The 20,673-nt window shown below is 63.6% G+C and carries 14 protein-coding genes and 1 tRNA gene; 9 read left to right on the top strand and 6 right to left on the bottom strand.

The window, feature by feature from the left end:
• Positions 1-88 precede the first annotated feature (88 nt).
• From mnmC to U9J39_RS24475, 6 genes are all read left to right on the top strand, one after another.
• Positions 89-2,062: a bifunctional tRNA (5-methylaminomethyl-2-thiouridine)(34)-methyltransferase MnmD/FAD-dependent 5-carboxymethylaminomethyl-2-thiouridine(34) oxidoreductase MnmC gene (gene mnmC, locus U9J39_RS24450; protein WP_326348313.1), complete on the top strand. Its 1,974-nt coding sequence runs from the start codon at positions 89-91 to the stop codon at positions 2,060-2,062.
• A 230-nt stretch (positions 2,063-2,292) separates the two neighbouring features.
• On the top strand, positions 2,293-3,648 hold the full coding sequence (gene tig / locus U9J39_RS24455) for a trigger factor (RefSeq protein WP_115709188.1): 1,356 nt from the start codon (positions 2,293-2,295) through the stop codon (positions 3,646-3,648).
• A gap of 99 nt (positions 3,649-3,747) precedes the next feature.
• Positions 3,748-4,398, top strand: coding sequence for an ATP-dependent Clp endopeptidase proteolytic subunit ClpP (clpP, locus tag U9J39_RS24460; RefSeq protein ID WP_011615108.1), 651 nt, complete (start codon positions 3,748-3,750; stop codon positions 4,396-4,398).
• A 251-nt stretch (positions 4,399-4,649) separates the two neighbouring features.
• On the top strand, positions 4,650-5,927 hold the full coding sequence (gene clpX / locus U9J39_RS24465) for an ATP-dependent Clp protease ATP-binding subunit ClpX (RefSeq protein ID WP_115680086.1): 1,278 nt from the start codon (positions 4,650-4,652) through the stop codon (positions 5,925-5,927).
• 255 nt (positions 5,928-6,182) lie between these two features.
• A complete protein-coding gene (gene lon, locus U9J39_RS24470) occupies positions 6,183-8,594 on the top strand; it encodes an endopeptidase La (protein ID WP_115681436.1) in 2,412 nt (803 codons plus the stop codon).
• Between the two features lie 189 nt (positions 8,595-8,783).
• A tRNA-Val gene (locus tag U9J39_RS24475) sits at positions 8,784-8,859 on the top strand.
• Positions 8,860-9,053: 194 nt separating this feature from the next.
• Here the strand turns inward: U9J39_RS24475 and U9J39_RS24480 are convergent.
• Positions 9,054-10,151 carry an enolase C-terminal domain-like protein gene (locus U9J39_RS24480; protein WP_326348314.1) on the bottom strand — a complete coding sequence of 366 codons (1,098 nt, stop codon included), beginning with the start codon at positions 10,149-10,151 and terminating at the stop codon, positions 9,054-9,056.
• A gap of 221 nt (positions 10,152-10,372) precedes the next feature.
• Positions 10,373-11,107, bottom strand: coding sequence for an RNA polymerase sigma factor (locus U9J39_RS24485; RefSeq protein ID WP_326348315.1), 735 nt, complete (start codon positions 11,105-11,107; stop codon positions 10,373-10,375).
• Positions 11,108-11,408: 301 nt separating this feature from the next.
• Here U9J39_RS24485 and U9J39_RS24490 point away from each other — a divergent pair, with 301 nt between their 5' ends.
• Together U9J39_RS24490 and U9J39_RS24495 are read left to right on the top strand one after the other, a co-directional pair.
• Complete coding sequence (locus tag U9J39_RS24490) at positions 11,409-12,710, top strand: c-type cytochrome (RefSeq protein ID WP_240991252.1); 1,302 nt, start codon at positions 11,409-11,411, stop codon at positions 12,708-12,710.
• Positions 12,711-12,957: 247 nt separating this feature from the next.
• The gene (locus tag U9J39_RS24495; protein WP_326348316.1) at positions 12,958-16,332 is read left to right on the top strand and encodes an adenylate/guanylate cyclase domain-containing protein; all 3,375 of its coding nucleotides are present in this window, start codon (positions 12,958-12,960) and stop codon (positions 16,330-16,332) included.
• A 90-nt stretch (positions 16,333-16,422) separates the two neighbouring features.
• On the opposite strand, the gene U9J39_RS24500 is transcribed toward U9J39_RS24495, so the two are convergent.
• The 4 genes from U9J39_RS24500 to U9J39_RS24515 are packed head-to-tail and all read right to left on the bottom strand — an operon-like array spanning position 16,423 to position 20,073.
• Complete coding sequence (locus U9J39_RS24500) at positions 16,423-16,926, bottom strand: Lrp/AsnC family transcriptional regulator (protein WP_115709198.1); 504 nt, start codon at positions 16,924-16,926, stop codon at positions 16,423-16,425.
• A gap of 31 nt (positions 16,927-16,957) precedes the next feature.
• Complete coding sequence (locus U9J39_RS24505; protein ID WP_115709199.1) at positions 16,958-18,310, bottom strand: aspartate aminotransferase family protein; 1,353 nt, start codon at positions 18,308-18,310, stop codon at positions 16,958-16,960.
• On the bottom strand, positions 18,311-19,372 hold the full coding sequence (locus U9J39_RS24510) for a phosphotransferase (protein WP_326348317.1): 1,062 nt from the start codon (positions 19,370-19,372) through the stop codon (positions 18,311-18,313).
• 5 nt (positions 19,373-19,377) lie between these two features.
• Complete coding sequence (locus tag U9J39_RS24515; RefSeq protein ID WP_115709201.1) at positions 19,378-20,073, bottom strand: haloacid dehalogenase type II; 696 nt, start codon at positions 20,071-20,073, stop codon at positions 19,378-19,380.
• Positions 20,074-20,168: 95 nt separating this feature from the next.
• Between U9J39_RS24515 and U9J39_RS24520 the strand changes: the two genes are divergently transcribed.
• Positions 20,169-20,387: a hypothetical protein gene (locus U9J39_RS24520; protein ID WP_147310525.1), complete on the top strand. Its 219-nt coding sequence runs from the start codon at positions 20,169-20,171 to the stop codon at positions 20,385-20,387.
• The last annotated feature ends 286 nt before the right edge of the window (positions 20,388-20,673 follow it).

Genomic DNA, 20,673 nt, shown 5'->3' on the forward strand with positions numbered 1-20,673 from the left:
GGCCGCTATGCTACCATCCGCCGCGAGTCGCCCCTGCCACGCTCCCGACGCTGCGTCCGGGGCATTCCGCTTTCGAATTTCCTGTCCCATGCCGCGCGCACTCGAGCCCGCCGAGCCCATCCTGTCCGCCCAGGGCACCCCGTATTCGCCCCGCTACGACGACGTCTACCACAGCACCGAAGGCGGCCTGGCGCAGGCCGCCCATGTCTTCCTCGGCGGCAATGGCTTGCCGGATGCGTGGGCCGGGCAACGGCAGTTCGTCATCGTCGAGACCGGCTTCGGCCAGGGGTTGAATTTCCTCGCGACCTGGCAGGCGTGGCGCGACCATCCGCAGCGCTGCGGCACGTTGCATTTCGTCTCGATCGAAAAGCATCCGTTCACGCGCGACGGGCTGGCGCAACTGCATGCCAGCCTGGAGGCGTTGCAGCCCCTGGCGCAGGCGCTGCAGGCGCAATGGCCGCTGGCGCTGCCGGGCCTGCACCGGCTCGCGTTCGACCAGGGCCGCGTGGTGCTGACGCTGGCGCTGGGCGATGCCGAAGCGATGCTGCCGCGGCTGGCCGCGGGGGCAGATGCCTTCTATCTGGACGGCTTCTCGCCGGCGCGCAATGCCGAGATGTGGTCGGTGCCGGTGTTCCGCGGCCTGGCGCGGCTGGCGCGTCCCGGTGCCACGCTGGCGACGTATACCGCCGCGGGCTTTGTGCGGCGCGGGCTGAAGGAGGTCGGCTTCGAGGTCGCCAAGGTCCCCGGTTTTGGCGGCAAGCGCGACATGACCGTCGCGCGCTTTCGCCCGCAATGGAAATCGCGTCGCCACGCGCCGCCGCTGCCGGCGCAATGGGCCGAGCGCCATGCCATCGTGATCGGCGCCGGACTGGCCGGCTGCGCCGTGACCGAGCGCCTGGCCGCGCGCGGCTGGCGCGTGACCCTGTTCGATGCCCATGACGGGCCGGCGCGGCAGACCTCGGCGCATCGCGCCGCGGCCATGCATGCGCATGTGTCGGCCGACGACAGCCTGCTGTCGCGGCTGTCGCGCGCCGGCAACCAGTACGCGCTGCGCGCCTGGGCGGCGCTGGCCGAGGCCGGGCACGCGGTCGGCTGGCACGGCTGCGGCGTGCTGCAGATCGGCGCGGACGAGGCCGAGGGCGAGGCCCAGCGCGCGGCGCTGGACGCCATGGGCTTGCCGCAGGATTTCGTGCGCTGGATGAGCGCTGATGAGGCGGCCTCGGCGCACCACGCCGGCGTGCCGCGCGGCGGTCTGTGGTTCCCGCTGGGCGGATGGGTGGCGCCGCCGGACATCTGCGCGGCGCAGCTTGCGCGCGCCGGCGAGGCGGTGGCGACGCGCTTCGGCTGCCGGGTCGGCGCGATCGCGCGCGTCGACGGGCAATGGCGGGCGCTGGCGCCGGGCGGCGCCGTGCTGGCGTCGGCACCGGTACTGGTGTTGGCCAACGCACACGAGGCACAGCAACTGCTGCCGCAGCAACACTGGACCCTGCGGCGCGTGCGCGGACAGCTGACCACGCTCGCGGCCGCGCAGGTCGACGCGCTCGGCGGCTGGCCCGACTGCGTGGTGACCGGTGCCGGCTACCTGTTGCCGCGTGCCGCCGACGGCAGCGGCCGCGTCGGCTCGAGCTATGACGAAGATGTCGGTCCGCTGGTGGCGCAGCCGGCGGTCCACGCCGCCAACCTGGCCCGGCTGGCCGGGCTGCTGCCCGGCCAGGCCGACGCGGTGGCCGCGATCGATCCCGCCAACGTGTCGGGCTATGTCGGCGTGCGCACGGTCACGCACAACCGGCTGCCGCTGATCGGGCAAGTGCCGGACGGGGCCGCCGCGGTGGCGCAGGCCGCGTCGCTGCGCGGCGCGCACCTGCGCGACCTGCCGCGCCAGCCCGGGCTCTATGCGGCGCTGGCCTATGCCTCGCGCGGCCTTACCTGGGCCGCGCTGGGCGCGGAACTGCTGGCCAGCCAGATCGAAGGCGAGCCGCTGCCGCTGGAGTCGGACCTGGCCGATGCGGTGGATCCGGCACGCCTGCTGCTGCGCGCGCTGCGCCATGGGCAGGCGGCGTAGCGCGGCGCGGCCAGGCAGCGGGGGCGGGGCGCGTTCCGGGCAAAATCTGCCGGAAGCGAATCAAAACCGTGCGATAATCCCCGTTTTCCGTTTGCGCGGAGCTTTCCGTTCGCCGGTGCGCTGCCCTGGCCGTCCTCTGGTGACGGCGCCGTGGCGGTAAAGCGGGCGGTACGCGTACAAGACGGCAGCACCTACGAACACAACTACATTTCTGGATTGGATCTACGACCATGTCGAACGTGATTGAGAACCTCGGCAAGCTGGACCGCAAGGTGACCCTGGCCATCCCCAAGGCCGAAGTGGAGAAGGAAAAGCAGGAGCGCCTGGTTCGCCTGTCGAAGACCGTGAAGATGTCGGGCTTCCGTCCGGGCAAGGTGCCGATGAAGATGGTCGAGAAGCAGTACGGCCAGCAGGTCGAGTTCGAAGTGCGCTTCGACAAGGCCGCACGCAAGTTCTTCGACATCACCAAGGAACAGGACGTCAAGGTTGCCGGCCAGCCCAAGTTCGAGATCAAGAACGAAGGCGTGGGCGAGGACGAAGTCGCCTTCGACGCCACCTTCGAGGTGTACCCGGAAGTGAAGATCGGCGACCTGTCGGCTGCCGAAGTCACCCGCACCGGCACTGAAATCACCGATGCCGAAGTCGACAAGACCATCGACATCCTGCGCAAGCAGCGCGTGCACTACCACGCCCGCGGCGAAGCCGGCGAGCATGGCGACGGCGGTGCCGACGTCACCGCGCAGAACGGCGACCGCGTGACGCTGGACTTCGTCGGCAAGATCGACGGCGAAGAGTTCGCCGGCGGCAAGGCCGAGGACTTCCCGTTCGTGCTGGGCGAAGGCCGCATGCTGCCCGAGTTCGAGCAGGCCGCGCTGGGCCTGAAGGTCGGCGAAAGCAAGACCTTCCCGCTGGCCTTCCCGGCCGACTACCACGGCAAGGAAGTGGCCGGCAAGACCGCCGAGTTCACCGTGACCCTGAAGAAGATCGAGTGGGCCCACCTGCCGGAAGTGAATGAAGCCTTCGCCAAGTCGCTCGGCATCGCCGACGGCAGCGTCGACAAGATGCGCGCCGACATCCGCGAGAACCTCGAGCGCGAAGTGAAGCGCCGCACGCACGCCATGCTGAAGGACCAGGTCATGGAAGCGCTGCTGAAGGCCAGCGAGCTGGACGTGCCCAAGGCCCTGATCGAGCAGGACCAGGAGCGCCTGGTGGAAATGGCCCGCCGCGACCTCGAGCAGCGTGGCATGCCCAACGCCAAGGACATGCCGATCCCGGCCGAGATGTTCGCGCAGCAGGCCGAGCGCCGCGTCAAGCTGGGCCTGATCCTGGCCGAGATCGTCAAGGCCAACGGCCTGGAAGCCAAGGCCGACCAGATCAAGGCCGAGATCGAGGACTTCGCCAAGAGCTACGAGGACCCGAAGGAAGTCATGCGCTGGTACTACGGCGACCAGCAGCGCCTGGCCGAAATGGAAGCCTACGTGCTCGAAAACAACGTGGTAAATTTCGTGTGCGGCAAGGCCAAGGTCACCGACAAGAAGGTGTCCTTCGAGGAACTCACCGCCGAAGGCAACGCGCAGCAAGCCTGAGGCCGGAAGTGACCGGCAGCCCCGCGCCACGGTGCGGGGCCGGAACTTCCCGAGTTACCCGGATTGCCTTGCGATCCGACGAATCCATGGAGAACATGCATGACCCGCAATGATTTGCTTGACCGTCTCGCCACCACGCAGGCTTCGGCACTGGAAACCCAGGGCCTGGGGCTGGTGCCGATGGTCGTCGAGCAGTCCGGCCGGGGCGAGCGCGCCTATGACATCTACTCGCGCCTGCTGAAGGAGCGCGTGGTGTTCATGGTGGGCGAGGTCAACGACCAGACCGCCAACCTGGTGGTGGCACAGCTGCTGTTTCTGGAAAGCGAGAACCCCGACAAGGACGTGTCCCTGTACATCAACTCGCCGGGCGGTTCGGTGTCGGCGGGGCTGGCCATCTACGACACCATGCAGTTCATCAAGCCGGACGTGTCGACGCTGTGCATGGGCATGGCGGCCAGCATGGGCGCCTTCCTGCTGGCGGCGGGTGCCAAGGGCAAGCGTTCGGCGCTGCCTAACTCGCGCATCATGATCCACCAGCCGCTGGGCGGCGCGCGCGGCCAGGCCTCGGATATCGAGATCCAGGCGCGCGAGATCCTGTACCTGCGCGAGCGGCTCAACACCATCCTGTCGGAAGTGACCGGCCAGCCGGTCGAGAAGATTGCCCGCGACACCGATCGCGACAACTTCATGAGCGGCGACCAGGCGGTCGACTACGGCCTGATCGACAAGGTTCTCGCCCGCCGCGGCTGATGCGGCGCGCCGCCGTGGCCATGGTGCAACGGCGGCCTGCCACGCTGGCTGGGCCCAAATGGCAAAGGCTATACCGGAACGAGGCCCCATGCCTCGTTTTTTGCATCGGAACCTGTGAAACGGGGCCTTGGCCCCACAGCCGGGGGGAACCGCCGGTGGTGCCAATTGTTTTGGCGTATGATGCGTTTGAAGCGTATCGCCGAGGAGCCTGTCGCCCCGCGGTGTGCGCACTGCAAAAGTGACTGATTCCTATGGCGGACAAAAAAGGTTCATCCAGCGAAAAGCTTCTGTACTGCTCCTTCTGCGGCAAGAGCCAGCATGAGGTCAAGAAGCTGATTGCCGGCCCGTCGGTGTTCATTTGCGACGAGTGCATCGACCTGTGCAACGAGATCATTCGCGACGAGGCCACGGCATCCGAGAAAGACGCCGCCACGGCCGCGCGCTCCGACCTGCCCACGCCCCACGAGATCCGCGAAAGCCTGGACCAGTATGTGATCGGCCAGGAACAAGCCAAGAAGATTCTGGCCGTGGCGGTCTACAACCATTACAAGCGCCTCAAGCACCTCGGCAAGAAGGATGACGTCGAGCTGTCCAAGAGCAATATCCTGCTGATCGGGCCCACCGGCTCGGGCAAGACGCTGCTGGCGCAGACGCTGGCGCGCCTGCTGAACGTGCCGTTCGTGATCGCCGACGCGACCACGCTGACCGAAGCCGGCTACGTCGGCGAGGACGTCGAGAACATCATCCAGAAGCTGCTGCAGAACTGCAACTACGAAGTCGAGAAGGCGCAGCGCGGCATCGTCTACATCGATGAGATCGACAAGATCTCGCGCAAGTCGGACAACCCATCGATTACGCGCGACGTGTCCGGCGAAGGCGTGCAGCAGGCCCTGCTCAAGCTGATCGAAGGCACCATGGCATCGGTGCCGCCGCAGGGTGGCCGCAAGCATCCGAACCAGGACTTCCTGCAGGTGGACACGACCAACATCCTGTTCATCTGCGGCGGCGCCTTCGATGGCCTCGAGAAGGTCATCATGCAGCGCTCGGACAAGACCGGCATCGGCTTTGCCGCGCAGGTCAAGAGCAAGGAAGAACGCGACGTCAGCGAGGTGCTGCCGCAGACCGAGCCGGAAGACCTGATCAAGTTCGGCCTGATTCCCGAACTGATCGGCCGCCTGCCGGTGGTGGCGACGCTGGCCAAGCTGGACGAGGCCGCGCTGATGCAGATCCTGGTCGAGCCCAAGAATGCGCTGGTCAAGCAATACCAGAAGCTGCTGGCGATGGAAGGCGTCGAGCTCGAAATCCGTCCCGGTGCGCTGAGCGCCATCGCGCGCAAGGCGATCCGCCGCAAGACCGGTGCCCGCGGGCTGCGCTCGATCCTGGAGCAGTCGCTGATGGACGTCATGTATGACTTGCCTAATTACAAGGGCGTGCAAAAGGTGGTGATCGATGAAAATACGATCAACGGCGATGCACCGCCGCTGCTGATGTACGAAGAGCAGCAGCCCAAGGTGGCAGGGTCTAACTGACGCGAGGCCTGCCAGAGTGGTCAGAGGTCGGCACCACACGGGCAGCAGGTCGAAAAAGGCCGTTCGCGTAGAAGCGAGCGGCTTTTTTTGTTTATTTCTACCGACGAGAGGGAGGAAACGCGGGTATGCTGTTTCAGAGGGGCCACCAAGTGCAGGTAGCGGCATCTGCCTGTCTTGATGAATCGATTGGCACGTATCTTGTAATCGATTCGGGCGGCCCAATTTACGCCTTAAATGACTGACTTGGGGAAAATGATGTCCGGAACACAACTCCTCCCGGCCGAGCCGATTCGCCTCCCACTGTTGCCGCTGCGCGACGTGGTGGTGTTTCCGCACATGGTGATCCCGCTGTTCGTGGGACGCCCAAAGTCCATCAAGGCGCTTGAGACTGCGATGGAGGCGGGCAAGAGCATCATGCTCGTGGCCCAGAAGACGGCGGCCAAGGACGAGCCGACCGCCGACGACCTGTACGAGGTCGGCTGCATCGCCAATATCCTGCAAATGCTGAAGCTGCCCGACGGTACCGTGAAGGTGCTGGTCGAGGGCACCCAGCGCGCAAATATCCGCGAGGTGAGCGAGGACGATTCGCACTTCATGTGCGAAGCCGTGCCCGTGCCGCCCGCACCTGGCGAAAGCGCCGAGACCGAGGCCCTGCGCCGCGCGATCGTGTCGCAGTTCGACCAGTACGTAAAACTCAACAAGAAGATCCCGCCGGAGATCCTGACCTCGCTGTCGGGCATCGACGAGGCCGGGCGCCTGGCGGACACCATCGCCGCGCACCTGCCGATCAAGCTCGAGCAGAAGCAGAAGATCCTGGAGATGGTCAACGTGACCGAGCGCCTGGAAAGCCTGCTGTCGCAGCTCGAGGGCGAGATCGACATCCTGCAGGTCGAAAAGCGCATCCGTGGCCGCGTCAAGCGCCAGATGGAGAAGAGCCAGCGCGAGTACTACCTGAACGAGCAGGTCAAGGCCATCCAGAAGGAACTGGGCGAGGGCGAAGAAGGCGCCGACCTGGAAGAACTCGACAAGCGCATCAAGGCTGCGCGCATGCCGAAGGAAGCCAAGAAGAAGGCCGACGCCGAATTCAAGAAGCTCAAGCTGATGTCGCCGATGTCGGCCGAAGCCACCGTCGTGCGCAACTACATCGACACGCTGGTGAACCTGCCGTGGCGCAAGAAGAGCAAGGTCAACAACGACCTCGCCAACGCCGAGCGCGTGCTGGATGAAGACCACTACGGCCTGGAGAAGGTCAAGGAACGCATTCTCGAGTACCTCGCGGTGCAACAGCGCGTGGACAAGGTGAAGGCACCCATCCTCTGCCTGGTCGGGCCTCCCGGCGTGGGCAAGACCTCGCTCGGCCAGTCGGTGGCGCGCGCGACGAACCGCAAGTTCGTGCGCATGGCACTGGGTGGCGTGCGCGACGAGGCCGAGATCCGCGGCCACCGCCGTACCTACATCGGGTCGATGCCGGGCAAGATCCTGCAGAGCCTGTCCAAGGTTGGCGTGCGCAATCCGCTCTTCCTGCTCGACGAGATCGACAAGATGGGCCAGGATTTCCGCGGCGATCCGTCGTCGGCGCTGCTCGAGGTGCTGGACCCGGAACAGAACCACACGTTCCAGGACCACTACATCGAGGTCGATTTCGACCTGTCCGACGTGATGTTCGTGGCGACGTCGAACTCGCTGAACATTCCGCCGCCGCTGCTCGACCGTATGGAAGTGATCCGCCTGTCGGGTTATACCGAGGAAGAGAAGCTCAACATCGCCACGCGTTACCTGCTGCCGAAGCAGATCAAGAACAATGGTCTGAAGGCGGGCGAGATCGAGGTCACCGATGCGGCGATCCGCGACATCATCCGCTACTACACGCGCGAAGCCGGTGTGCGTTCGCTCGAGCGCGAGGTCTCCAAGATTGCCCGCAAGGCGGTCAAGCTGCTGCTGCTGAAGAAGGAGTCGGGCACGATCAAGGTCGATTCGGACAACCTCGACAAGTTCCTGGGCGTACGCAAGTACGACTTCGGCCTGGCCGGCAAGGAAAACCAGGTGGGCCAGGTGACCGGCCTGGCGTGGACCGAGGTGGGCGGCGACCTGCTGACCATCGAAGCCGCGATCATGCCGGGCAAGGGCAACATCACCCGCACCGGCTCGCTGGGCGACGTGATGAAGGAATCGGTCGAGGCCGCGCGCTCGGTGGTACGTTCGCGGGCACGCCGCCTGGGCATCACCGATGAGATGTTCGAGAAGCGCGACATCCACATCCACGTGCCCGAAGGCGCCACGCCCAAGGACGGCCCGTCTGCGGGCGGTGCCATGACCACGGCGCTGGTGTCGGTGCTGACCGGCATCCCGGTGCGCGCGGATGTCGCCATGACCGGCGAGATCACGCTGCGCGGCGAGGTGCTGCCCATCGGCGGCCTGAAGGAGAAGCTGCTGGCAGCCCACCGCGGCGGCATCAAGCTGGTGCTGATCCCCGAGGAAAACGTCAAGGACCTGGCCGAGATCCCGGACAACGTCAAGAACGCCATCGAGATCGTGCCGGTGCGCTGGATCGACAAGGTGCTGGAACTGGCACTCGAGCGCAAGCCCGAGGCGTTGCCGGAAGAAGATGCCAAGCCCGCCGAGGTGGCGGACAAGGCCACCGCCAAGGTCGAGCGACTGCATCACTGACGACGCCTTAGCCGCATGAACCAAACGCCGCAGGGCAGCGATGCCCGGCGGCGTTTTTTGTCCGCGCGGGCCTTGGCAAACCGAAATCACATGTATTAAACTTGCGCCCTCGCAACGCAAACCACGGCATCTGCCGCGAGGTGCGGAGCGTTCAGCAAGTTGCAGGCAGGCAGCCTGCGATGGTCGAGCGGGTGCTTAGCTCAGTTGGTAGAGCGGCGCCCTTACAAGGCGTAGGTCGGGGGTTCGAACCCCTCAGCACCCACCACCGCTCCACCAGCAAGAATCAAGGACTTAGAGCGATCTGGGTCTTTTTTTTTGCCTGTTTCGCCACCCTGCATCCGAGCCCCAAAGAGCCTCTGCCACCCAAAGCGAGCTGCTCGACGAAATCACCGCTGATATCGGTGCCAGTGCTAGCCGATGCCGCGCTCTGCAAGAATGGCCAGCCCCTGCGCGGCAGCCTTAGTCGTACTGAAACCGCTTCACCACGCTCTCGTCCCACTCGATTCCAGATCCGGGCCTGTCCGGCACCACCAGGTGTCCATCTGCAAGCGCAAAAGGCTCCCTCAGCACGGGATAGGCCCAGTCCTGCCATTCCAGCCAGTGCGCCGTTTCGGTGACGCGCATCAGATGTGCGCAGACTTCCGGATACAGATGCGTGGAGACAGGGAGTCCTGCCGCCGAAGCGATCGGCGCAGACCGCAGCCACCCCGACACGCCGCCGATCCGCATCATGTCCAGCATGACGCAGTCACACGCCTCGGCCTGCACTGCCTTCAATAACTCGCGCGGACCATAGAAGTTCTCGCCCAGCTGGATCGGCGTCTTGATCTCGCGCGCCAGTCGCGCATGGCCGCTGGTGTTGCTGTATGCGAGGGGCTCCTCGAACCAGTACAGCCCCTCGTTATCAAGGGCATGGCAGCGGCGCAGACCGTCATCAAACGACAAGCCCTGGTTGAAATCCACCATTAGCTTGATCTCGTCGCCAGCCGCTTCGCGCACCGCGCGAATGGCATCAAGGTCGTCTTGCAGCTTCTCGCGGCCCAGCCGCAGCTTCAAAGCGCTGAATGCTCCTTCTGCAACGAGCGAACTAGCTTCTTCTGCAACGCCATCCACGTGGCTCAACCACAGCCCATTACTGTTGTACGCCTGCACGCTGCCCACTGTTCCGCCAAGCAATGCTGCGAGAGGCAGGCCTGCGGCCTTGCCGAGCGCGTCCCACGCGGCCATGTCGAGCCCTGCGATGGCGATCATCGTGATGCCTTCGTAGCCGAGGAGATGCGTTGAACCTCTGGCGTTCTGGAAGTCATCAAGCGGTGCGATCCTGCTACCGGCCCGTGATGCGGCAAGATCCCGGATCGCAGGCACGATGTACCTGGGCGCCTGTATCAGATATGGCTCAAGATAACTGCGACCGACAACGCCTTCCCGAGTGTGAAGATCAACCAGGATCAGCGGCCACTGGTCGAATGCGCCGACCTTCGAAATGATTGGTCGATTTAACGGAATCAGAACCGCACGGACCTCAACGCTTTGGTAAGTGAGGGGTTCGAAATCCATGGCGACACCTCCTGACGACCAGTACAACCCGCGCGGCACCGGACCAGGAACTCCTTATCGGAGTTCCTCGAGTCTGTCCAGCGCTCGCGCAGGCTGTAACCCGCACAGTACGCCGCGATCGGTGGGATCCGCAACTGGAATCAGTCGCCGCCCGTGCGCCGACGAGATGCCGTTCGTTGCCGAAATCCGCTTCCCAGGAGCACTGCCGCGTTCCCTCGTCGTCATTGCGAGCGGACCAGCCCGCGCTCGCTGAGGGCGTCGAACACGTGATTGACCACCGCGTCGCAGCGCGTACCGGCAAAACTGAATGTGCTCTGCAGATAGGGCCTTACCTCCGCGGCCAGGGATTCGCGCAGCATCATGCGGGCCCGCAGAAAGCGCGTCTTGACCACGTCGCCGCTAACGCCAAGGCAATAAGCCGTTTCCTCTACGCTCAAGTCTTCGACCGCCCGCAGGATGAACACGCAGCGGTAGATCGGCGGCAGCTTTTCGACCGCAAGCTGCAGCAGTTCCCGCACCTGACCGCGTTCGGCCATGGCTTCAGGTGATTCGTCGTCAGCGGCGCGGAAGGACATCATGTTCTCCTGTAAAGGTCCGCCAGGAAGATCTTCTTCTTCGCCCCATGCTTCGATCTGAAAGAGCCGGCGTCTCTTGCGCTGCGCTGTCAGGGCGACATTGATGGCTATGCGCGCCAGCCAGGTGCTCAGCGCGGCCTCGCCGCGAAACGAATCCAGGCTGGTAAAGGCGCGCAGGTAGGTTTCCTGCACGACATCCTGGGCTTCGGCATCATCCGCAACCACGCCACGGGCCGTGCGGAACAACAGGCGGTTGTTGCGCCGCATGATGGCCTCAAAGGCAGACGCGGCGCCGGCGCGGGCGCTGGCGACCAGTTCGGCGTCTGTGGTGGCACTGGCGCCAGACGGCAGGGGCGGCCTGAGATCCCGGTTCTTGTCCATTTGGAGATCTGGCTCCTTTCCCGTTGCAGATCATTAGACGGCACAGCTGCCAAAAGGTGACAGTCGACTGGGCGCATACGCTGCTGCGGTACCTCGCCTGGGGTCGAACCACGCGTCAGCAATCATAGGCAGATGCAATGCAGCCACAACTCATCGCAATGTGGCTCAGACCTCGTGTCACCTTCCGGCGTCTGCAAACGTCTAACGCCTATGCAACGGACAAATTCGAGCCACTGCCGTCGGAGACCTGTCGGTTGTTTTATTTCAGTTGCTGCATCTCCTCCTGACAAGGACGTCGATCATGAAAAGGCAACCCTCCGCACTGACATCTGAAACTGAAGTGCAGCCGGTACCGCTGCGGCAGCCAGCGATGCCGCAGCTGGCTCGACGGAGGCTGGCAAATGCACTGCTCACGGCAGCCGCAGTGGCGGCCGTGGCGGCATGTGGCGGCAGTTCTGGAGGGGGCGGCACGGACGCGGCCAGCACGGAGGCGGCGCAGAAGGCCCTGGTCGAGCAGGGCAAGCAGATCTTTCGCTTCGACACCTTCGGGGACGAGGCGAAGTGGACCGATCACCTGAGGATGCACGAGGTCATCGCCAGCTCGGTGGATCCCTTGACCGCATTTTCAGTCGGCCTCAAGGTCGACGCGGAGGCCTTGCCCGAGGCCGTCGTCAATGGAATCCGCAATGGCACGATCGACCTCAAGAGCCCGGCTACGACAGTGGCGCTGCTGAAACTGAACGCGGTCGTCGGCCTCCAGGGAACCGTCGAGACCGTCAATGGGGTCGACAAGCTGACCCGCGTCGGCACTACCTGCGCGCTCTGTCATTCGACGGTGGACAACTCGTTCGCGCCGGGCATCGGCAAGCGTCTGGACGGATGGCCCAACCGGGATCTCAATCCCGGCGCCATCATCGCGCTGTCACCGGCCATTGACGAGGCCATGAAAAAGGTCCTCAACGCCTGGGGCGCAGGCAAGTACGATCCGCGCAATAATATCGACGGCCTCAGCAAGCCGGTCGTGATACCGCCCGCCTTCGGGCTGGCCGGCATTCATCGCATTACCTTTACCGGCGATGGCGAAGACATCATGTACTGGAACCGGTATGTCGCCGTTTCCCAGATGGGCGGCCTCGGCTCCGTATCCGAACCGCGCCTGAATATCTCCATCACCAATGGCTCGGTGGACCTTGTCACCAGCAAGCTTCCGGCCCTGCAAGCGTATCAGCTATCCCTGGGCGCTCCGCCGCCACCGGCTGGCAGTTTCGACCCGGCGGCGGCGCTGCGGGGCAAGGCCCTGTTCGAAGGCGCGGGCCGATGCGCCACGTGCCATAGTGGCCCGGCATTTACCGATGCCAACTCGCTGCTTCACCCGCCCGCCGACTCGATGGCGGAACCGGAGAGCCCGAGCTACGCCTCGCGCTCCGCAACCAAGCAATACCGGACCACGCCGCTGAAGGGCGCATGGCAACACCCTCCCTATTTCCATGACGGCTCTGCGGCGACTTTGCCGGAGGTCGTGACGACCTACAACACCAAGCGGGGACTGGGGCTGAGCAGCCAGGATATTGCCGACCTGGCGGAGTATCTGAAGTCGCTGTGACCTGAAGCCCCTACATTTGGCAAGAAGGCTGGTCGCGCCTGGCAGATGGCTTTCGCTGTTTCCAATGGGATGCGCACGACGAGGTGGCCAACCTTCCGCCCGGCGTGATCGGGCCGAATGCTCAATGACGAATATGCGGACTTGACTCGCATGCGTCACAGATCACGGAGGGATCGCCTCGCAACTTGCGAGACACCTCTCCTGTGGTTTCTAATGTGTGCTATCGGGCCAAGCGGTCAGAGGGCATATGCGCTGCATCAAGTGCGGATTCGATAACCCCGCAGGCGGGCGATTCTGCCAGGCATGCGGGCACGGCCTTGCGCGAATCTGCCCGCAATGTGGCCATGAGTCGGGGGCCGCGGCGAGATTCTGCGGCCATTGCGGCGTGCTGCTGCCCGACCTTCCCGCCGGTCAGCACCTTGGGACGGCGCCCGTGTTCTATACGCCGGCACATCTGGCCGAGCGCATCCTGGCCGAACAGGCGGCGATGGAAGCCAGGGGGCAAACCGCTGGCGAACGCAAGACCATTACCGCGCTATTTGCGGACATCGCTGGCTCGACGGCACTCATCCAGGATCTGGATCCAGAGGATGCGCGCGGTGTGATCGACCCCATTGTGTCGATGATGATGGAGGCGGTTCACCACTATGAGGGATACGTCGCCAAATCGCTTGGTGATGGCATCCTGGCGCTGTTCGGTGCGCCCATCGCGCATGAGGACCATCCCTTGCGGGCGCTCTACGCCGCGCTCCGGATGCAGGATGCGATACGCCGTCATAATGGGCGGACGCCTCAGGCAACCGGCTTGCCGCTGCGCATCCGGGTGGGCGTCCATACCGGCGAAGTGGTAGTGAGGGCAATTCGAAAGGATGACCTGCGCACCGACTACGATCCGGTGGGCCACACCATCCATATCGCGTCGCGGATGGAAGGGGTTGCGATGCCCTCATCGATCGCTGTCAGCGAAGCGACCCATCGGCTGACCGAAGGCTACTTTGAGTTTCGCGCGCTCGGGACGGCATCGGTAAAGGGCATTCAGCAACCGCTTGCCGTTTACGAAGTTATCGGCCCTGGTGCTTTGCGCACGCGGCTGCAAGTTGCCTCGCATCGCGGGTTGTCGCGTTTTGTCGGCCGCCAGGACGAATTGCGGTGTATGCAGGTGGCGCTACAGTCGGCAAGGCGTGGCCAAGGACGCGTCGTTGGCGTGGCAGGCGAGGCAGGCGTCGGCAAGTCGCGCTTGTTTCACGAATTCCGAACGCGTGCGCAACCGGGCTGCAAGGTGCTTGAAACCTTCTCGGTTTCGCACGGCAAGGCGTTTCCCTATCTGCCATTGATCGATCTGATCAGGGCGTACTTCGACGTCGCGTCGCAGGATGACGACCGGCAGATTCGCGATAAGGTCACCGCCAGGTTGATGGCGATCGGCTGTGCGCCGGACGAAGTTCTTCCCTATCTGCTCTATCTGCTTGGCATCAAGGATCCGGCGTCGACGCTTCCCATGATGGAGGCTTCGGTGCGGCGCCAGAGAACTTTCGATGCGCTGGTGCGGTTGCTTGTGCGCGAGAGCGAGTTCCAGCCGCTGATGGTGCTGTTCGACGATCTTCAATGGCTTGACAGTGAATCAGAGGCTTTTCTTTGTATCCTGGCTGATCATGTGCCCCGGTCAAGGATGCTGTTGCTCGTCAACTATCGCCCGGAGTATGTGCATGACGGGGGCGTGCCATGTCACGTCAGGCTGGAGCTTGCGCCACTGGGGCAGGGCGATGCACAAGGATTCCTCAGCGCGATGTTGGGTGACGATGCTTCGCTCGAGTTGCTGAAGCACGAAATCCTGTCCAAGACAGAAGGCAATCCCTTCTTCATGGAGGAGGTCGTCACAACGCTTATCGAGGAGAACGTCCTGCATGGAGAACGGGGTAACTTCCGGCTCGACGACCGCGTGGTGTCACTACATATGCCGACCACCGTGCAAGGCGTGTTGGCCGCCCGCATCGACCGCCTGCCGCCGGCTCAAAAGGAATTGCTGCAGACGCTCGCGATCATTGGCAAGGGATTTTCCGTGAGCCTGGTCCGACATGTCACCGGGATGGCGGACAGTGCTCTCCATGCGATGCTCGTCGATCTTCAGGCCGGAGATTTCATTTACGAGCGCCCCGCGTTTCCGGAAGTGGAGTATGTGTTCAAGCACGCCTTGACGCAGGAGGTCGCCGCCAGCTCGCTGCTGAGTGACAGGCGCAGCGCGCTGCACGAGCGCACAGCCCAGGCCCTGGAAACGCTGTTCCCTGGCAGCTTGATGGATTACTGCAGCGAACTGGCACACCACTACAGCCGAAGTGGCAATACCCGCAAGGCCATCGAGTACCTGGGTCTTGCCGGGCAGCACGCGGCGCAACATTCCGCGCAGCGCGAAGCCATTCGCCATCTCAATGCGGCGCTCGACTTGCTTAAGACACTGCCGGACAACCCCGAGCGCGCACGTGATGAACTGGGCCTGCTGCTGAACCTCGGCATTGCATGCATCACGGCACGCGGCCATGGGGCACCGGAAGTCGAGACAATCTACACGCGGGCGCTGGCTTTATGCGAGCAAGGAGCGGAGACGCCGCAGCGTTTTTCCGCCCAACTGGGGCTCTGGTCCTTCTATCTGTTGCGCGGCAAGCTCCTGACGGCACAATCCCTGGCTGAAGGCCTGCACCAGCTGGCCGAAGACAGCGGTGACACGGAGCAGCGCGCAGAGGCGCAGCGCGTGCTGGGCGTTACACGGTTCCGGCGCGGCGATATCCGCATGGCCCGCACGCACCTGGAGCAAGCGCTGGCGCTGCACCGTCCCGACCGGCACGCCTATGGCCACCTGCTGCGCTATGCGCGCAACCCGGCGGTCCATATGCGCAGCTCGCTGAGCTGGGTGCTCTGGTATCTCGGCCTGTCACAGCAAGCCGTGAACCGAAGCGAGGAGGCGCTGGCGCTGGCCCGCCAGGCCGCCGATCCGTTTGGCTTGGCCCTGAGCCTCATCTTCGCGGCCGAGCTGCACCAGCGCCGTGGTGATGCGCAACGTGTGCTGGAGTGCGCGGAGGCGGCGATCGCACTGTCGGAAGAGCATGGGTTCCAGCTGTACCGGAGCTGGGGATCGATACTGCGTGGTTGGGCCCTGGCTGCAACGGGCACGGCAGAAGTGGGGATTGACCTGATGCGCCGCGGCTTCGAGGACCTGGAGGCCACCGGCGCGGTATTGGGACGGCCCTCGCTGCTGGGATTGCTGGCCGATGCGTATATGCGCTGCGCGCGAGGCGAGGATGCGATGCGTGTGCTGGCTGAGGCCATGGCCCTGGCAAGGGATACCGGCGAACGCTTTGACGAGCCCGCGCTGCTCCGGCTCAAGGGGGAGGTTCTGGTGCAGACGAGGGATCGGCAGGGAGATTCTTCATCCACGGCCGACCGCGAAGCCGAGACGTGTTTTCGCACGGCGATGGAGCTGGCCCGTGGCGAGGGTGCCAGCTCCATCGAGCTTCGTTGTGCGATAAGCCTTGCCGAGCTATGGCATCGTCAGGGCAGGGACGACGCCGCCCGGCAATTGCTGACCCGCGTGAGCGGCCTTTGCTCGGAAATGGAGCGGCGCTCTTAAGTTTGGGTTTACTGAAAACTCGATTGAGCCACCGCCAAGGCAGGCTCGATGGTCTGCCTGGATCGCGTGATGCGGCCAGTGCGCATTACATCAATCCCAGTCTGGCCTTCCAGTTGCAATAATCCGCAGCGGATACCCCCGTTGCTCGAGCGGCTTGCGCAATACGATCCGGCTGGAAAATTTTTCGATCCCGATATCGTCTTTCAACAACCGCTCCATGAGCGCCTGAAAATAAGCGATATTAGGTGCGATGACCTTCAGCAGGTAATCGTAACCGCCACTGACGTTGTAGCATTCGACGATTTCGTGGTACTTCTCAACCCCTGCTTCGAATTTGCGAAAGTCTTGGGGCCGATGGCTGCTGATTGTGACCTCGGAAAACACGATGACGTGGCTGCCCAGCTTCTCCAGCGCAACCTCCGCGCGGTAGCCACGGACAACGCCGGTCTCCTGGAGCCGTTTGGTACGGAGCAGGCATGGGCTTTCGCTGAGGCCAATGGCTGCGGCCAGGTCGACATTCGAGCAGCGTCCCTCGCGCTGAAGATGCACAAGAATCTTGATGTCAAACTGGTCGAGGGAAGCTGAAGCTCGCATGAGTCGGTACTACTGTCAGTGTCGGCCCCGGTTACTTCCGTTTTGCCGATTGCACTGTGGTCAGCGCTTCGTCGAGCGTTTCGATCACGATGCCGGCTTGTTCCGCGGATAGTACCAGAGGCGGTCGAATCTTGAGCACATTGTGGCCCATCGCACAGGCGCTGAGCAAGACCCCCTTGTCGCGCATTCGATTGACTACCCGGGTGGTGAGCTCGCGATCGGGCGTTCGCGATGCGCGGTCCGAGACAAGCTCCACACCGACGAACAAGCCGACGCCACGGACGTCACCAATGGCCTCGTGCCGGGCGGCGAGAGCGGCGATGCCGTTACGCAGGATATTGCCTACCGTGGCGGCATGCTGCATCAGCCCTTCCTTCTCGATCGTATCCAGGACCGCCAGCGCAGCCGCACACGATACGGTATTGCCGGCGAAGGTGTTGAAGTATCTTGAGTTCTTTCCGAATTCTGCCAGCGCGTCGGCGGTGGCCAGCAGTCCCGCGACAGGTTGTCCATTGCCCATCGGCTTGCCGAGGGTGACGATGTCGGGGATGACGCCGTGACGCTGAAAACCCCACATATGCTCGCCGGTACGGCCGAAGCCCGGCTGGACCTCGTCGGCGATGAAAAGGCCGCCAGCACGCTTGATCGCGTCGACCGCGCCCTTCAGGAAGCCCGCTGGTTCAGGAAGGATGCCGTCGCTGGTGAACAGGGAATCGACGATCAGTGCCGCAGGCTTGATGCCGTGACGCCGAAGATCGGCGATCGCGGCCTCGACATCGCGCGTGAAGCGTTCGGAGAGGTCAGCTCCCTCGGCATGATAGAGGCGCGGTGCCTGGACCAGGCGAACGTGCGCGCCGAGATCGACGGTCACGCCGAGCGATGGCGAGAATTGCGACACTGCGTCGGTGAAGCCATGATAGGCGGTTTCGGTCACGATCACGCCCGTGCCACCGGTGCGGACCTTGGCGATGCGATAAGCAAGATCGTTTGCTTCGCTGCCCGTGCAGGTCAGCATGAGGTGGGCAAGGTTGGTCTCAGGCATGCTCGCGAGCAGGCGTTCGGCCAACTCAAGAATCGTGTCGTGCAGATAGCGGGTGTTGGTCGCAAGGATCCGCGCTTGCCGGCATATCGCCTCGGTCACCGCCGGGTGACAATGCCCCAGCGACGCGACGTTGTTGTAAACGTCGAGGTAACGGCGGCCTTCCGGATCGATCAGCCATACGCCTTCGCCGCGCACGATGTGAAGCGGATGTTCGTACATCAGTCGGTATGCCGGGCCGAGCAATGCATCGCGCCGATCGATCATCGCCGCAGTGACGGGTCCCACGTTGGCACGTCCGGGGATATAGGCGTTGACCATGTTGAGGTCAGTGGTACTTTTCATTCACTTATCCTTTCGTACTTCAGTTAGTAGCCGGTCGCGAGCCTCATTGCGGGAAAGAGCGGCCATCTGAGACAGCGCTTCCCATGCAGCGGGATTGTGGCGCATGATGTAGGCCCGGTTCTCGGGGTAGCGCGCGGCGCGCCATTCCGAGATCAACGCTGTGATCAGGTGGCGTGTGGCCATGAGATCGGTGATGATCTCCTGCTCGCTTTCGGTAAGCGGCAGCGTCGCGTGGTAGGCGCCGACGAACTGCGCCGGCCCTTCGAATGGATCGGGGTTGCCAGTCATATGAAAGGCCGCCGCCGTAGCGACCTCGCCGACCAGCGGCGCATACAGCATGTCGCCGAAGTCGATAATCCCCAGAATGCGTTCATGGTCCTCGGGTGCGACCAGAACGTTGTAGAGATGGTAGTCGTTGTGGATGACCTGCGCCCTCACCGAGGCGAGACGCGGCAGGACATGGTCGATGAAGCGCGTCATGAACGACTCAGCGAGCGCGCGACGCGGGGCGTCCACGATGCCATCGAGCTTGGCTGCCAGCCGATGCGCCGCCGAAACATTCCAGAGCAGATTGTGCGTCGCGGAAGGATGCGTGAAATCGCGCAACGCGAGGTTTAGCTTGGCAAGCACTGTCCCCATGGCCCGACGCTGCGCGGCGGTCCGCGGAGTCTCCCGGATCTGCACGCCGTCGAGATAGGTAAGCATCCGCACGGTGGTTCGAAGCCCGTCGGCCCATGCCACATTGGCGCGCGTGCGTCCGCCAAGCGTCCGCACGACTCGGGGCACTGGCTGGTCGGGCGAAACACGCGCGATGTGGTCCAGTGCAGCGATCTGGAAATCGACCACTGAAACCGGCTCCGAAGGATTGCTGATCTTGACAACGTAACGAGTGCCGTCCGCAGTCTCTATGCAGCAATTCTGGTCTCGTTCACCGGCCAATGGCATGACGCTGCCATTGATACCGTAGAGACGACTGACCAAGGCTGCCACTTCGTCTGGCGGAAGATTTGGCGCCGCGGTGCTCAACGCTGCTGCCGCAATCGGACGATTCTCCGGCATCATGCGTCTCACTTCATCGTCGCGGTCGCAAGCCGACCTTCAAGTCCAAGCAGGCCGGGAAGCTGGCGGACATCGGTCAACCGGTTGACGCCATAGCTGTCGGAGGTGGGCTCGTGACCCCGATCGATGAACGCTTTGGCCATGAATCCCAGGTCAGACGCCGTCATGAGGTCATAACGAAAGCTCGACGAGACGTGCATCATCTGGTCTGGTCCGCAACCGAGTTGATCGAACATATATTCGAACACCTGGGCCCGCGGCTTGTAGGCACGGGCTTCCTCGGCGGTGTAAACGGCGTGAAAGGGTGCCTTGAGATGCGCGACGCTAGGCGGAATCAAATCGACCATCGAATTCGAGAGAATCACCAGCGGGATGTGCGGAGCGATTGCCTCAAGCACCTCAACTACGTTCGGATGGGGCCGCCAGGTCGGGACCGCCTCATACAATGCGACCGCATCAGATGAGCGATATTCAACACCGTGTGCCTGGCACGCCCGTTGAATGGAATTTTCAACCACCTCAAAGAAAGGTTTCCACTCGCCTAATACTTCATCCAGGCGGTAAAATCGAAAGCTATCAAGAAACGCCTGCATCCGATCGGCCGGAACACGATCTTCGAAAATATTCTTTGCGGTCGGACCCATTTCGAAGTTAATCAGAGTCCCGTAGCAATCGAAGCTGATGAATTTCGGTTTGTGTAGCATTTCGGTGATTCCCGGCAGTGGATAAGTACAAATAAGTTTATTGGTATCAGCGCTAAGGGGCTGCTTTTTTGCCGAGCGCACCAGGCAGTTTCCACTTGAATCTGGAGCATGCCTGGAGTTTCCTGCCTCGACCGTTCAGCACGGTGCTGTCGGACGGTGTTCTGCACGCGATGCGCGTCGAACCCGGCGCTCCACATGCGCAGTGCGCCGGGCCGGTGCCCGGGTACCTCGGCCTGTCACGGCAAGCCGTGCAACGAAGCGAGAAGGCGCTGGGCTGGCACGGCGGGCCGCCGATCCGTTCGGCCTGGCGCTGAGCCTTAGCTTCGCGGCCGAACTGCGCCAGCGGTGGTGATGTGCAATGTGTGCGGGAGTGCGCGGAGGCGGCGAGCGCTCCGTCGCAAGGGACTGGGTTCCGGCCGTAGCGGAGCTGGGGATCGAGACTGAATGGTGGGGCCCTGGCTGCAACGGGCACGCAGAAATGGGGATTGACCTGAGGCGCTGCGGCTTCGAGGACGTGGAGGCCGCCGGCGCGGTATTGGCGCGGCGGCCGGAGGATGGCTATCCAGCGTCTGCCCAGCCTGCCAGGCAGAGCAGGCCGGG

It is taken from the genome of Cupriavidus sp. SS-3, assembly GCF_035818815.1.
In the GTDB taxonomy this organism is placed as follows: domain Bacteria; phylum Pseudomonadota; class Gammaproteobacteria; order Burkholderiales; family Burkholderiaceae; genus Cupriavidus; species Cupriavidus taiwanensis_C.